14 protein-coding genes are annotated in these 14911 nt (G+C 58.1%); 3 read left to right on the top strand and 11 right to left on the bottom strand.

Going from position 1 to position 14911, the window contains the following annotated elements; translation table 11 throughout:
- Positions 1-166: 166 nt before the first annotated feature.
- From HP459_RS14280 to HP459_RS14270, 3 genes are read right to left on the bottom strand one after another with little or no spacing between them, the layout of a single operon-like run.
- The gene (locus HP459_RS14280; protein ID WP_023299637.1) at positions 167-1129 is read right to left on the bottom strand and encodes a YbhN family protein; all 963 of its coding nucleotides are present in this window, start codon (positions 1127-1129) and stop codon (positions 167-169) included.
- Positions 1129-2367 carry a cardiolipin synthase ClsB gene (gene clsB, locus HP459_RS14275; RefSeq protein ID WP_022647504.1) on the bottom strand — a complete coding sequence of 413 codons (1239 nt, stop codon included), beginning with the start codon at positions 2365-2367 and terminating at the stop codon, positions 1129-1131. The genes HP459_RS14280 and clsB overlap by 1 nt, the downstream gene beginning before the upstream one ends.
- Entirely contained in the window at positions 2364-3125 is a 762-nt protein-coding gene (locus tag HP459_RS14270) for an endonuclease/exonuclease/phosphatase family protein (protein WP_022647505.1), read from the bottom strand. The genes clsB and HP459_RS14270 overlap by 4 nt, the downstream gene beginning before the upstream one ends.
- A 133-nt stretch (positions 3126-3258) precedes the next feature.
- Between HP459_RS14270 and HP459_RS14265 the strand changes: the two genes are divergently transcribed.
- Positions 3259-3669: a YbhQ family protein gene (locus HP459_RS14265; protein WP_003858499.1), complete on the top strand. Its 411-nt coding sequence runs from the start codon at positions 3259-3261 to the stop codon at positions 3667-3669.
- Here the strand turns inward: HP459_RS14265 and HP459_RS14260 are convergent.
- The 5 genes from HP459_RS14260 to cecR are packed head-to-tail and all read right to left on the bottom strand — an operon-like array spanning position 3631 to position 9319.
- The gene (locus tag HP459_RS14260; RefSeq protein ID WP_022647506.1) at positions 3631-4737 is read right to left on the bottom strand and encodes an ABC transporter permease; all 1107 of its coding nucleotides are present in this window, start codon (positions 4735-4737) and stop codon (positions 3631-3633) included. The genes HP459_RS14265 and HP459_RS14260 overlap by 39 nt on opposite strands.
- A 57-nt stretch (positions 4738-4794) precedes the next feature.
- The gene (locus HP459_RS14255) at positions 4795-5928 is read right to left on the bottom strand and encodes an ABC transporter permease (RefSeq protein WP_171936370.1); all 1134 of its coding nucleotides are present in this window, start codon (positions 5926-5928) and stop codon (positions 4795-4797) included.
- Complete coding sequence (locus tag HP459_RS14250; protein WP_022647508.1) at positions 5918-7657, bottom strand: ATP-binding cassette domain-containing protein; 1740 nt, start codon at positions 7655-7657, stop codon at positions 5918-5920. Before HP459_RS14250 ends, HP459_RS14255 begins: the two co-directional genes overlap by 11 nt.
- Positions 7650-8645, bottom strand: coding sequence for a secretion protein HlyD (hlyD, locus tag HP459_RS14245; RefSeq protein WP_038415716.1), 996 nt, complete (start codon positions 8643-8645; stop codon positions 7650-7652). The genes HP459_RS14250 and hlyD overlap by 8 nt, the downstream gene beginning before the upstream one ends.
- On the bottom strand, positions 8642-9319 hold the full coding sequence (gene cecR, locus HP459_RS14240; protein WP_171936369.1) for a transcriptional regulator CecR: 678 nt from the start codon (positions 9317-9319) through the stop codon (positions 8642-8644). The genes hlyD and cecR overlap by 4 nt, the downstream gene beginning before the upstream one ends.
- Before the next feature lie 204 nt (positions 9320-9523).
- On the opposite strand from cecR, the gene rhlE reads away from it, so the two are divergent.
- Together rhlE and dinG are read left to right on the top strand one after the other, a co-directional pair.
- Positions 9524-10906, top strand: a complete 1383-nt coding sequence (rhlE, locus tag HP459_RS14235) for an ATP-dependent RNA helicase RhlE (RefSeq protein WP_017693771.1) — start codon at positions 9524-9526, stop codon at positions 10904-10906.
- Between the two features lie 96 nt (positions 10907-11002).
- The gene (dinG, locus tag HP459_RS14230) at positions 11003-13180 is read left to right on the top strand and encodes an ATP-dependent DNA helicase DinG (protein WP_038415719.1); all 2178 of its coding nucleotides are present in this window, start codon (positions 11003-11005) and stop codon (positions 13178-13180) included.
- Here dinG and HP459_RS14225 read toward each other — a convergent pair.
- The 3 genes from HP459_RS14225 to HP459_RS14215 all read right to left on the bottom strand — a co-directional run.
- Positions 13167-13670, bottom strand: a complete 504-nt coding sequence (locus HP459_RS14225) for a fimbrial protein (RefSeq protein WP_023299643.1) — start codon at positions 13668-13670, stop codon at positions 13167-13169. The genes dinG and HP459_RS14225 overlap by 14 nt on opposite strands.
- Before the next feature lie 5 nt (positions 13671-13675).
- Entirely contained in the window at positions 13676-14665 is a 990-nt protein-coding gene (locus tag HP459_RS14220; RefSeq protein ID WP_022647513.1) for a fimbrial protein, read from the bottom strand.
- Positions 14666-14687: 22 nt separating this feature from the next.
- Positions 14688-14911: FimD/PapC C-terminal domain-containing protein (locus HP459_RS14215; protein ID WP_301540994.1), on the bottom strand; the 224-nt coding region annotated here is incomplete at its 5' end.

The raw sequence follows: 14911 nt of genomic DNA, 5'->3' as shown, positions 1-14911 counted from the left end.
GGCAAACGCCTCAGCGATTTACAGCCGGACCAGGGCATCGCTGACAGCCCTCAGTCATTTAGAAAGCAACTTTATTGCTTCTGCATAAAAAAATTACTGGGGATCCCTCAGCCCACAGGGAGAGGGAACAAACCCTAAAAACGGCAACGAAGTTGCCGTTTTGCTTTTATTTTGCCATCGCCTTCTCGTTTTTGGCGCGCAGCTTCTTCGCCCGACTCTCCAGCACCAGATAACAGATCGTTGCCAGCGCCAGCGGCAGGAAGTAGTAGATCATGCGGTACGCGAGCAGGGCAGCGATAATCGTCCCGTGAGACACATGCTCCCCTGCAAGCAGCGCGATAAACACCGCTTCCAGTACGCCGATCCCCGCTGGAATATGCACAATCACCCCGGCAATACTGCTTACCAGCAGCACGCCCAGCACGAAGAAGTAATTCACATCTTCGCCAATCAGCAGCCAGATAATGGCCCCCATCGCCATCCAGTTGGCGCTGGAAACCACCATTTGCAGGACGGCAAACTTCCATGACGGCAGCACCAGCTTCTGCCCTTTAATGGTCATGTGACGACGTTTGGCAAAGGCGCAGGCCCACAGGTAGGCGGCGATGATCAGCAGCAGTACGATGCCCAGAATGCGCAGGGTGGCCTCATCGATGTACCAGTGCGCAGGCAGCTGCACCACGCCAATGGTGAAGATCACCCCGCCGAGCAGGATATACCCCAGCCAGTTGGTGGTGATACTCAGCGAGAAAATACGCGTGATGGTGCCGCCCGGTAAGCCAAGGCGGGAGTACAGGCGATAGCGCATGCCAATCCCGCCCACCCAGGTGCTCAGCGTCAGGTTAAAGGCGTAGCAGATGAATGACACCAGCATAACCTGCCGTTTGGCAAGCTTATGCCCGCAGTAGGCGCGTCCCAACAGGTCATAGCAGCCGTACATCAGGTAGCTTACAATCACCAGGCCAACCGCCCCCAGCAGGACTGTCCGGTTGTAGTTGCGAATAACCTTCCACACCTCTTCCCAGTCGACCTTTTGGGCATACACCACCAGCAGGACCGCGACGGCAATGAAGAACAGCCAGGTCAGGATTTTTTTCGCCAGCCGCCAGCGAGGATGAGATTTCGACATCAGGTTTTCCCTCCATCTTCCGCCTCTACGCGGTCCTGGGTTTCCATTTCGGGTTGCACTGGCGGATCCACCAGCGCCAGTTTCGGCGTATGCGCGGGCAGCCAGCCCACCATGGCCGGGAAGTGGCGCAGGAAGTGGAACACCACCACACCGATGCCAACGTTCCACCAGCTGCGTTTCGGCACCATGGACTCATCCACACGCACGCAGTCTTTATTGATCAGACCCTGAAGGTTATCGCGCAGGGTCTGATTAAACTGGCGATCGTGGATGATCAGGTTCGCTTCCAGATTGAGCGATAAGCTCAGCGGATCGAGGTTGCTTGAGCCAACGGTCGCCCAGTGGTCATCCATCACGGCCACTTTGCCGTGCAGCGGGCGGCGGCGATATTCATAGATCTGCACGCCGCTTTTGACCAGATAGCGATAGAGCAGACGCGCGCCCACCTTCACAATCGGCATATCGGGCTCACCCTGGACGATGAGCTTCACGCTTACGCCGCGTCGGGCCGCGTTGCGCATGGCGTGCAAAATCCGGTAACCGGGGAAGAAATAGGCGTTGGCGATAATCACCTCGCGCTTCGCGTTCGCCAGCATCTTCAGGTAGTGACGTTCGATATCGTCCCGGTGCTCCTCGTTATCCCGCCAGACGAACAGCGCCTGCGCCTCGCCGGGCTTGCGGTTCTCTTCCGGGCGATGGCGGCGTCGCCACCAGCGGCGAGCGGCCTCTTTGCCGGGTAAGTTTTCCAGCACGAACAGCTGGATGTCCTGAACCACCGGCCCTTCGATACGGATCGCGTAGTCCTGTTTCGCTTCGGGACCATAATCCGACATATGCTCGGCGGAGTAGTTAATGCCGCCAACGAAGGCCACCGTTTCGTCCACCACCACAATTTTGCGGTGCATTCGGCGGAACAGGTTGGTGCGCATCCCGAACAGACGCGGGCCGGGATCGTAATAGCGGAATACCACCCCTGCGGCGGTGAGCTCGTTAACAAATTCGTCGCTGAGATCCGGCGAACCATATCCGTCGAGCAGGACCTCGATTTTTATACCGCGACGAGCGGCTTGCAGCAGCGCGCTGTGCAACTGCCTGCCCACGTCGTCTTCAAACCAGATAAACGTTTCCAGAAAGACTTTCTGCTGTGCGTGGCTAATCGCCTCAAAGACCGCCGGATAAAAGTTATCGCCATTTTCCAGCAGCGTAATACGGTTACCTTCCTGCCATGTGCATTTCATAAGTGGATCTCCGCGCTGAGTGGGGCATGGTCGGAGAGATGTCGCCAGTTGAGTAAAGCCAGCGCCGTCGGGCTGCTGGCGTGGGCATTTTTTACGTAGATGCGGTCAAGGCGCAGCAGGGGGAAGCGCACCGGAAACGTCCGCGCGGGACGACCGCGTGAGCGGGTAAAAATCTCCTCCAGCCCCGCATTCACCTTCAGCGGATGATTGGCCCGCTGTCGCCAGTCGTTAAAATCACCGGCCACCACCACGGGCTCGCCCTCCGGCAGCGCATTGGTCCAGTCTGCCAGCATCTGTAGCTGAGCCTGACGGTGGGCCTCACGCAGGCCAAGATGAACGCAGCCCACATGAATGGGAAAATCGAGCGCCGGTGGCGTGATGCGGCAGTATAACAACCCGCGTTTTTCGCTCTCGCCAACGGAGACGTCCCGGTTCTCATAATGCTCGATAGGAAAACGCGACAGCACTGCGTTACCGTGATGCCCCTCCGGGTAGACCGCATTGCGCCCGTAGGCGTAATCGCTCCACATGGTATCCGCCAGAAACTCGTAATGGGGCGTGTCGGGCCAGTTTTCGAAATGCATCGGGTGCACTTCGTGCGCGCCCATGACCTCCTGGAGGCAGACAATATCGGCGCTGACGGTGCGTACCGCGTCGCGCAGCTCCGGTAAAATGAAGCGGCGGTTAAATGCTGTGAAGCCCTTATGAATATTTATCGTCAGCACCTTAAGCGAGAAATGCTGCGTTCTTTTGCTCATAAACACCTTCCTGGGTGACTATCCCGATGAAAATAAAGTGTAGTAGGCGTCACAAAAAGATGCGGCGTTACGGAATTTTCCGTAAAGTGCGGTAGTCTGAATTAGCAGAGAAAAATCCTTCAGGAGAGAAGCCATGAAGTGGCAACAACGCGTTCGTGTCGCAACCGGTTTGAGTTGCTGGCAGATAATGTTGCATTTACTGGTCGTGGCCGTACTGGTGATGGGCTGGATGAGCGGCACGCTGGTGCGTGTCGGCTTAGGGTTATGTGTGGTTTACGGCGTGACCGTGCTGTCGATGCTGTTTTTACAGCGTCACCACGACGCGCGCTGGCGTGAAGTGGGTGATGTGCTCGAAGAGCTCACCACCACCTGGTATTTTGGTGCGGCAATGATCGTCCTGTGGCTGTTGTCACGCGTGCTGCAAAACAACCTGCTGCTGGCCCTGGCGGGTCTGGCTATCCTCGCAGGGCCTGCGGTGGTGTCGTTGCTCACCAAAGAGAAAAAGCTACGCGATGTTTCGTCTAAACATCGCATAGGCCACTGAGCCCGTTGTGGCCGCGATGACCAGTAGCGGCCACAAACTTCCCCACACAATATCCAGACTCGCATCCTTCAGATAGATTTGCTTGGTGATATCCGTGAAGTGACGAATCGGGTTTATCCATGTCAGATCCTGTAACCACACCGGCATGTTCTCCACTGGCGACACGTACCCTGAAAGCAAAATCGCCGGCATCATAAAGACAAACACCCCGATAAACGCCTGCTGCTGCGTTGAGCAGAGCGCGGAAATCAGCAGCCCAAACCCCACCAGCGACAGGCCGTAAATCACCATCGTGAAGTAAAACAGCGCCAGCGATCCGGCAAACGGGATCTGGTACGCCCATATTCCCACCCCCAGCACGATGGTCGCCTGGAACGTCGCGACAATCAGTGCCGGCACCGCCTTGCCGACAAATATCTGCCATGTAGCGAGCGGCGAGACAAGCAGCTGATCCAGCGTACCTTGCTCACGTTCGCGTGCCACGGACAGCGAGGTGACAATCATCACGCCAATAGTGGTGATCATGGCGATTAACGACGGCACCACAAACCACTTGTAGTCCAGATTCGGGTTGTACCAGTTGCGCACCACCAGCTCGCTGTTGTTGGGTTTGGGTTTGCCCGCCATCAGCTCCTGCTGGTAGTCCTTCACTACCTGCTGCAAATAGTTCGCCGCTATCTGGGCACTGTTGGAGTTACGCCCGTCGAGGATCAGCTGCATCGGCGCGGTCTGGAAGGTGTCCAGATTGCGGGAGAAATCCGCCGGGAAGCGCACCAGCAATAATGCTTTCTGCGTGTCGATGGTGGGCTGGATCGCCTGCGGGCTTTGCAGCAGCAGGACATGGGTAAAGGCTTTGGCGCGGGCGAAACGCTGTGTCAGCTCGACGGAATGCTTGCCATTATCTTCGTTGTAAATGGCGATGGTGGCGTTGGTGACCTCCAGCGTGGCGGCAAACGGAAACAGTACAACCTGAAGCAGCACCGGCAGCACCAGAATGGCGCGGGTCTGCGGCTCGCGCAGCAAGGATTGCAGCTCTTTGCGGATCAATGTCCATAAACGGTGAAACATCGCGTCGTCCTCCTGTCGGGTGGCGCTTGCGCTTTCCCGACCTACAAAATCCGATGGCTAATCTAATCTTCTTTTCGTTTTCATCCACGTCAGCCCGATAAACATCACCGCCGACGCCAGCAAAAACAGGGTGTTGATAATCAGCACTACCGGGATGTTCCCCGCCAGAAACAGGCTTTGCAGGGTGCTCACAAAGTAGCGTGCCGGAATGATGTAGGTCACGGCACGGATCACCGCTGGCATACTGTCAATCTGGAAGATAAAGCCGGAGAGCATAATCGACGGCAGGAAGGCGGCATTAAGCGCCACCTGCGCGGCGTTAAACTGGTTGCGGGTGATGGTGGAGATCAGCAGCCCCATTCCCAGCGTGCTGAGTAAAAACAGGCTGGTAATAAAGAACAGCACCACCAGCGAACCGCGGTACGGCACGCCAAGAATAAATACCGAGACCAGCATACAGAGCAGCATCGCCAGCATGCCGAGGAAGTAGTAGGGGATCAGCTTGCAGAGCAAAAGCTCGACGCGCGTCACTTCGGTGGAGAGCAGCGCCTCCATGGTGCCGCGCTCCCATTCGCGGGCGATCACCAGCGAGGTGAGGATCGCGCCAATCACCGTCATGATGATAGTGACTGCACCCGGGATAATAAAATGCTGGCTGATGGCGGCGGGGTTAAACCAGTAGCGCGTCTGCACGTCAATCAGCGGTTCAAACTTCTCCCCCCGGTCTTCGGCGCGCTGCATCTGCCAGAGCTGCCAGATCCCCTCCGCATAGCCCTCCACGAAATTGGCGGTGTTCGGTTCGCTGCCGTCGGTGATCACCTGAATTGGCGCATCGGCGCCCGGGCGTGCCATGTTGGCGGCGAAATCGACCGGGATGACGATCAGACCGCGAATTTTACCGGCCTGCATTTTCTGGATCAGTTCCTGCCGGTTGTCGCTGATGGTGGCATCGATGTAGGGCGAGCCGGTCATGGCGTGGGTGAAGTCCAGCGCCTCTTCGCTCTGCTGCTCCAGCAGGATCCCGACCCGCAGCTTGCTGGAATCGAGGTTAATCCCGTAGCCAAAAATAAACAGCAGCAGCAGGGGGATCACCACCGCAATCAGCCAGCTGCTGGGGTCACGCACAATCTGCCGCGTCTCTTTGACGCACAGGGCGCGCACCCGGCGCCAGGAGAGGGCGTTACTGCGCATGAGGATTCTCCTTATCCCAGTCGTGGATGAGGGTGATAAACGCCTGCTCCATGGTTGGGTCCGGCTGTGCGTCGTCGGCGGCCTGCGCTTTCAGGTCGTCCGGCGTGCCGTGGGCAATCAGCTTGCCGCGATAGACCAGCCCGATGCGGTCGCAGTACTCTGCCTCGTCCATAAAGTGGGTGGTGACCATCACGGTCACGCCTTTTTCCACCATGCTATTGATATGCAACCAGAATTCACGGCGGGTGAGGGGGTCCACGCCTGACGTAGGTTCATCAAGAAAGAGGATATCGGGCTCGTGCATCAACGAACAGGCCAGCGCCAGCCGCTGTTTGAAGCCAAGCGGCAGCGCGTCGGTAGCGTGTGAGGCGATATCGGTCAGGCCAAAGGCGTCGCACATGCGGCCGATTTTCTCGTTCTGCGCCCGTCCCCGCAGGCCGTAGACGCCGGAGAAAAATCGCAGATTTTGCTCCACCGTCAGGTTGCCGTAGAGCGAAAACTTCTGCGCCATATAGCCCAGATGCTGGCGCGCCTTGCCGGAGCTGACTTTGAGATCCATGTTCAGCACCAGCGCTTTGCCGGAGGTCGGTACCAGCAGGCCGCACATCATTTTAAAGGTGGTGGATTTCCCCGCACCGTTCGGCCCGAGCAGGCCAAATATCTCGCCGCGCTTCACGGCAAAATTGACGTTATCGGTGGCAGCGAAATCGCCGAATTTTTTGGTGAGCGATTTCGCTTCAATGACCGTTTCGCCCGGCGTGCCTTCCACCGTGTGCAGAATGGCGCCAAGCGGTGATTCTGAGGTTCCCGCCCCGCCCAGCAGATCGATAAACGCATCTTCAAAGCGCGGCGCGGTCTCTGTCATGTCGATTTCAGGCATCCCCTGCGCACGCCGGATATCGTCGGCGGTGGCCTCTTTTTTGAGGATCACGCGCACCGAACGGCCCTGAATCATCCCGTCGCTCACCTGGGGCAGCTTCAGCACCCGTTGCAGCAGCTTGCGGTTGGATTCCTGCGCGCTGTGTAGCAGAAAACTGCGCCCGGCCATGGTTTGCGTCAGCTCGGTGGGCTCGCCCTGATAGAGCAGTTCGCCTTCGTTCATCAGCAGCACGTCACGGCACTGCTCTGCTTCATCAAGGTAAGAGGTACTCCAGAGGATCAGCATGCCGTCACCCGCCAGCTCGTGCACCATCTGCCACAGCTCGCGGCGGGAAATCGGGTCCACGCCGACGCCGGGTTCATCCAGCAACAGCACCTTCGGTTCGCCCACCAGCGTGCAGGCCAGCCCCAGCTTCTGCTTCATCCCGCCGGAAAGTTTGCCCGCCAGCCGATCGGTGAACGGGCCGAGGGAGGTAAACGCCAGCAGACGCTCGAAGGTTTTCTGCCGGGTTTCGCCGGTAACGCTGCGCAGATCGGCATACAGGTTGAGGTTTTCCATTACCGTCAGATCTTCATACAGACCAAACTTCTGCGGCATATAGCCGAGTATGCCGTGGAGCGCCGCGTCGTCTTTGATGGGATCGAGGCCAAGCACGCTGGCGCTGCCTTCATCCGGCTTCAGCAATCCCGCCAGCATCCGCATCAGCGTGGTTTTACCCGCGCCGTCCGGCCCCACCAGCCCGGTCACATAGCCTTTCTGAATCGTACAGTTCAGCGGCGCGACCGCCGGTTTAGCCATTCCCGGGAAGCGTTTGACCAGATTATTGAGCTGGATAACCGCATCATTCATGTTGTTCCCCGTCGTTTAAGGTCACGGTAACAGGCATGCCCTGACGCAGCGCGTTGTCCGCATCGGTGACGATGATGCGCAGGCGATACACCAGGTCGGTACGCAGATCCGGGGTTTCAACGGTTTTTGGCGTGAACTCGGCCGTTGGGGAGACGAAGCCCACTTTGCCGTGATACGGCTTGTCCGGGCGACCATCGGTGTAGAGCAGCAGTTCGCGGCCCGGCTGCATCTGGCCAAGATTCGGCTCATCAATGTAAGCGCGCACCCACACCGGACGGGTTAAGGAGAGCGTTAACACGGTGCTGCCCGCGCTGAGCATGCTGCCCGGCTCCACGGCGCGGGTCATCAGCGTACCGTCAGACGGGGCGATTAACGTGGTATCGTGCAGATCCAGCTCCGCCTGGGCTAACTGCGCCTGCGCCTGCTCAAGGCTGGCCTTCGCCTGGGCAATGTCCTGCGCGCGGTTACCGGTGCGGTACTGGCTTAACTTATCCTGGGCAGATTTCAGCGTCGCCTGCGCCTGGTCGCGGGATGAGCGCGCGTTTTCCAGGTCGTTGGCGGAAATAGTGCGGCTTTTCCATAAGCCTTGCTGACGGTTATAGAAATTCTGCGCATAGTCATAGGCGGCTTTTGCCTGCTTAACGGCAGCGGCCGCCTGGGCGATCTCTTCATCACGATAGCCCGCCAGCATCAGGTCGTACTGCGCCTGTGCGACGGCGACGCCCGCTTTTGCCTGCATCAACGCGTTTTCAAACGGGGCTTTGTCCAGCATCCCCAGCGTCTGCCCGGTTTTGATGGCATCGCCTTCGTCAACGCTCAGCGAGGCCAGCCGTCCGCCGACGCGGAAGCTCATGTTCACGGTGCGGATATCCACGTTGCCGTACAGCGTCAGGCCACGATCCTGCTGGCTCTGATACCACAGCCAGCCGCCTGTTCCCGCAGCAAGCAAGACAACAACCACCAGAATGATGGCGACAGGTTTTTTCATGACTTCTGGCTCCTTTGCGTTAAGCCTTGCAGGATCAGATCAACGTGACAGGTAATGACCTGGCTAATTTGCGCGGCTTTATCCTCATCGAATTGTGTCCAGCCCGTACGTAACAGGATGGTCTCACGCCCCAGACGGAAGGCGAGCACTTCGCCCAGCAGGGCGTGGGTATGCAAAATGGTGTCCGTATCGCTGGCGTCCCGTCCGGTATAGGCGGCGATCAGCCGGGTCAGATGGCTATGCATCGGGGCGATCACCTGATCGTGTACCAGCTGGTACGCGGCAGTGGGGGAGAGCTGCTCGCGGGAGATAAATTTGCTCAGGTTCAGCGTATCGTCGTGCGTCAGCAGGCGGATCATGTTGTGACAGGCGTTAAGGATCAGCTGGCGGATGGCAACCCGGTCCGGCTCTGGCTGGCTGAACAGCGCGGTGGCTTCTTCCACGTGCGGGCGAAAGCTGGTGCCGATAAAATCCGCGGTCCACTGGGCGCAGGCGAGGTATAGATCCTCTTTTGAGCCAAAATAGTAGGTAATGGCCGCAATATTCTGCCCGGCCTGCGCGGCGATATCCCGCGTGGTGGCATGCAGACCATACTCGCCAAACTGCGCCAGCGCGGCGGCGATAAGCTGACTTTTCGCCTGTTCGCCTTTGGTTGTCGTTGGGGTTGTATTCATAGCAGCATTAAAAATTAATCAATCGATTGATTAAGATTATGCCTGATTTGCGCAAACGTCGAGTCATCGCCGGGGATATTTTATGCGCCACGTCACAAAAGCTGCTACACTCCGCTCCTTCGCGACATTGTGGTTTTTGTCCTTCTATTCGTTATATCTCCCTGAAAACTACACCTGTGATGGTCGGGGCGGTTCGGAGTTTTTATGTCTTTTGATTCCCTTGGTCTGAACCCGGAAATTCTGCGCGCCATCGCAGAGCAGGGCTACGTTGAGCCAACCCCTATTCAGCAGCAGGCTATCCCGGCCGTTTTGCAGGGCCGTGACCTGATGGCAAGCGCGCAGACCGGTACTGGTAAGACCGCGGGCTTTACCCTGCCGCTGCTGGAGCTGCTGGTAAAAAACCAGCCACACGCCAAAGGCCGTCGTCCGGTGCGTGCGCTGATCCTCACCCCAACCCGCGAGCTGGCGGCCCAGATTGGTGAGAACGTGCGTGAATACAGCCGCTATCTCAACATTCGTTCGCTGGTAGTTTTCGGCGGGGTAAGCATTAACCCGCAGATGATGAAGCTGCGCGGCGGCGTCGACGTGCTGGTGGCAACCCCGGGGCGTCTGCTGGATCTCGAACACCAGAACGCGGTGAAGCTCGATAACATCGAAATTCTGGTGCTGGACGAAGCCGACCGTATGCTCGACATGGGCTTCATCCACGACATTCGCCGCGTGCTGGCGAAGCTGCCGACGCGTCGTCAGAACCTGCTCTTCTCCGCGACCTTCTCCGACGAGATCAAGGCGCTGGCGGAAAAGCTGCTGCATAACCCGCTGGAAGTGGAAGTCGCGCGCCGCAACACCGCCTCCGAGCAGGTGACGCAGCACGTGCATTTTGTAGATAAGAAGCGCAAGCGGGAACTGCTCTCCCAGATGATCGGCCAGGGCAACTGGCAGCAGGTGCTGGTCTTTACCCGCACCAAGCACGGCGCCAATCACCTGGCGGAACAGCTGAATAAAGATGGCATCCGCAGCGCGGCCATTCACGGCAACAAGAGCCAGGGCGCGCGTACCCGCGCGCTGGCAGACTTCAAGTCTGGCGACATACGCGTGCTGGTGGCAACCGACATCGCCGCACGCGGTCTGGATATCGAAGAGCTGCCGCACGTGGTGAACTACGAGCTGCCAAACGTGCCGGAAGATTACGTTCACCGTATCGGCCGTACCGGACGCGCGGCGGCAACCGGGGAAGCGCTCTCTCTGGTTTGCGTGGATGAGCACAAGCTGCTGCGCGACATCGAACGCCTGCTGAAGAAAGAGATCCCGCGCATTGAAACCCCGGGCTATGAAGTTGACCCGTCAATCAAAGCCGAGCCAATTCAGAACGGTCGTCAGGGTGGCGGGCGCGGTCAGGGCGGCGGTGGTCGCGGTCAGCAGCCGCGTCGTGCCGAAGGCGGCGCGCCGAAATCTTCGGGCAAACCGCCGCGTCGTAATAACGACAGCAAACCGGCCGGTGAAAACCCATGGCGTAGCGGCGAAGGGAAACCGGCAGGCGAGGGGCAGCGCCGACGCCGCCCGCGTAAGCCTGCTAACCCGCAGTAATCTGGAAGCCCGGTCGTAAAGCCGGGCTTTTCTTTTTGCGGCAGCGGAGAGAAAGTGCCACAATAGTGGCTGTTTATACAGTATTTCAGGTTTCCGATGGCTTTAACCGCTGCGCTCAAGGCGCAAATTGGCGCATGGTATAAGGCGCTACAACAGCAGATCCCCGATTTTATTCCCCGAGCCCCGCAGCGGCAGATGATTGCCGACGTGGCAAAAACGCTCGCCGGGGACGACGGGCGACATCTGGCGATTGAAGCCCCGACCGGCGTCGGGAAAACCCTGTCGTATCTTATTCCCGGCATTGCCATCGCGCGGGAAGAAGATAAAACGCTGGTGGTCAGTACCGCTAACGTGGCCTTGCAGGATCAGATCTTCAGCAAAGATTTGCCGCTGCTGCGCAAAATTATCCCCGATTTACGGTTTACCGCCGCCTTTGGTCGCGGGCGCTACGTCTGTCCGCGCAATCTGGCGGCTCTGGCCAGCAGTGAACCCTCCCAACAGGATCTGCTCGCGTTTCTTGATGACGAGCTGACGCCAAACAACAAGGCGGAGCAGGAGCAGTGCGCAAAGCTGAAGGCCGATCTCGACGGCTACAAGTGGGACGGCCTGCGGGATCACACCAACCAGGCGATCGGCGACGACCTGTGGCGCAGGCTCAGCACCGATAAAGCAAGCTGCCTGAACCGTAACTGTCACTACTATCGCGAGTGCCCGTTCTTTGTCGCCCGGCGTGAGATTCAGGAAGCGGAGGTGGTTGTCGCCAACCACGCGCTGGTCATGGCTGCACTGGAGAGTGAAGCGGTCCTGCCGGAGCCCAAAAACCTGCTGCTGGTGCTCGATGAAGGTCATCATCTGCCCGACGTGGCGCGAGATGCGCTGGAGATGAGCGCGGAAATTACCGCCCCGTGGTTTCGCCTGCAACTGGATCTGTTCTGCAAACTGGTGGCAACCTGCATGGAGCAGTTCCGTCCGAAAACCACGCCGCCGCTGGCGGTTCCGGAGCGGTTGAGCGAGCACTGTGAAGAGGTGTACAGCCTCATCGCCTCGCTGAATAATATTCTTAACCTGTATCTCCCCGCCACCCAGGAGGCGGAACACCGCTTTGCGATGGGTGAGTTGCCGCAGGAAGTGATGGAGATTTGCCAGCAGCTGGCGAAGCACCTGGAAAAGCTGCGCGGGCTGGCGGAGATGTTCTTAAACGATCTCAGCGAGAAAACCGGTACTCACGACGTGGTGCGTTTGCACCGCATTCTGCTGCAAATGAATCGTGCGCTGGGGATGTTTGAAGCGCAGAGCAAACTCTGGCGGCTGGCTTCGATGGCGCAGGCGTCCGGCGCGCCGGTGACTAAGTGGGCCACCCGCGAAGTACGAGACGGGCAGGGACATCTCTTCTTCCACTGCGTGGGCATCCGCGTGGCCGATCAGCTGGAAAAGCTGATCTGGCGCAGCGTTCCGCACGTGGTAGTGACGTCAGCGACTCTGCGTTCCCTGAACAGCTTCTCAAGGTTGCAGGAGATGAGCGGCCTGAAAGAGAAAGCGGGCGACCGCTTTGTGGCCCTGGACTCGCCGTTCAACCACTGTGAGCAGGGCAAGCTGGTCATTCCGCGCATGAATTATGAGCCGCTTATCGATAACGAAGAGCAGCATATTGCGGAAATGGCGGCCTACTTCCGCGAGCAGGTTGAGAGTAAAAAATACCCCGGTATGCTGGTGCTGTTTGCCAGCGGTCGGGCGATGCAACGCTTCCTGGAGCACGTCACGGATCTGCGCTTACTCCTGCTGGTGCAGGGCGATCAGCCGCGCTATCGGCTGGTGGAAACCCACCGTAAACGCATTGATAACGGCGAGCGCAGCGTGCTGGTGGGGTTACAGTCCTTTGCGGAAGGGCTTGATTTGAAAGGCGACTACCTGACGCAGGTGCATATCCATAAAATCGCCTTCCCGCCCATCGACAGCCCGGTGGTGATCACCGAAGGCGAATGGCTGAAAAGCCTTAACCGTTATCCGTTTGAAGTGCAAAGCCTGCCTGCAGCGTCGTTTAACCTGATTCAGCAGGTCGGGCGCTTGATCCGTAGCCACGGCTGCTGGGGCGAGGTGGTGATTTATGACAAACGACTGCTCACCAAAAACTACGGCCAGCGGCTGCTGAATGCGCTGCCGATCTTCCCGATTGAGCAGCCGGACGTGCCGGAAGTAAAAAAACGCCCGACAAAACTGGCTGCCGGGCGTCGAAAAAGCTTCCGTGCTAAGGGGCGCGGTCCTACTGGTAAGTGAAGGTCACCTGGATCACGCTGCTGAACGTGCCGGCAGAGATGGGCATCGAGGTGGCGTAATAGCGTGCGGCCAGCGGGAACGTGGCCGTGTGGTCTGACGGGTTTATGGCAGCGTTAAAGGCGGCCTGCGGGGCAATCAGTATCTTGTCCTGACGATCTGCCAGCTCCAGTGCCAGCCCCTTTGCGCTACCGAGATTGGCAAATTTGGTGGGATGGGTGCTGTCGGCCTGACCGTAGAAAAAGGCGGTGGCAAGCGCCAGCGTGGCCGGGCAGTGCGACACCGAAAGGGAAAAGTCCTTCCACTCGCCGGTATCGCCCACGTCTTTAAAACTACCCGATGCCGCCTGGCCTAAGTCCACCGTCAGGTTGCGGCTGGCACTGTCAATGACGCACGTGTTGGCGTAAATGTTACCCGTCATCTGGATCTGTATATCATCGGCGTGGGCCTGGGCGATCAGCCCCAGCGCGAGAATCAATGCGGTTTTTTTCATGACGTTCACTTATAGGCGAGGGTGATGGTTGCCACAGTATTGGCTGGCCCGGGGGTGACTACATTGCTGACCTGCTCGTAGCGAACCTCAAACGGGATCACCAGCGTTTCGTTGGCTACGGCCTGATTTTGGGTACTTACATAGGTACCGAAGGTGGCGAGATGGTCATCAAATAGCATTCTTACTCCGACGCCTGTAGCCATGCCGGTCTGCTGCGTGAGTTTGATCACCCCCTCAAATGCTGTGTCATATCCATTCGCGCTGGTGATTTTTAGCTCAGGCTGTACGGTTGTGTCACAGTTGACGGTGATATTAAATTTTTGAGCAGGGCTGGATAAAAAACCTACGCTGATGAAATCACTGACGGGAAAATCGCCCAAATTAACGGTGAGATTTTTCGGTAAAACGGAGCAGGTGACCTGATGAAGAATAACATTACCTGCATAGGCGATGTGGTTAGGGTTGCCGATCCCTTCATGGCCGAAAACGCCAATGCCAAATTCGGTTTGAGACTGCACCAGCGTACCGGATGTCACGGTGTCACTCGTTTTAACCAGCTCAAGCGTTATTTCAAAGCTAAAAGTCTGTGTTCCATCGGTAGAGACGTAGCCGACAGGCGTTCCACGGGAATCGCACTGCACGCCGCCAGCGCCGCTAATTCGCTGCCCGTGATCATTCATCAATGCTACGCCAATCCCCGGCACGCCGGATTCGTATACCCCCCTGAGCCCTGGCATTTCCGCTCCGGTGCCGTAGTAGCAGGAGACAATCTCCAGGCCGCTGTCGGTACTCTGATCGCAATGCCCGGCAACATGAACGCTCTGCTCTGTACCCGGGATAGTTGCGCCAACTGCCAGCGTCGTCGGGACAGAAATGGATGCCACGTTGATCATTTTGGGGAGATCCGGCGTGGTGCAGGTCGCCTTCGCATGCGGCATGAATAACGCAGCGGTTCCCAGAATCAGTAAGAAAAAGCACTGTTTAATCATTTGCATAATGTTTTGCCTTTAGGGGAGATCAGTGACACTGCGCGGCAGCGTTAATGATGCTGGTTTTCGCTTTCTCATCCGTGAGCACATAGTCAGCGACGCAATGCTCGTTTGCCTCCTGTCCCCAGGAAACGCGGAGATGCCCTTGCTGTGGCAGACCGGAGAGATAGGTCTGGCCATCATTCCCGACGATAAATTCGCTGTCCTTGTCCTCGGTGGTAACCGTTGCGCCGAACGGCAGCGGTTTACCGT

Source organism: Enterobacter sp. CM29 (genome assembly GCF_013179605.1).
GTDB classification, from domain to species: domain Bacteria; phylum Pseudomonadota; class Gammaproteobacteria; order Enterobacterales; family Enterobacteriaceae; genus Enterobacter; species Enterobacter intestinihominis.
Note: the sequence above shows the minus strand (reverse complement) of the source record. Positions and strands in the feature narration are given on the sequence as shown.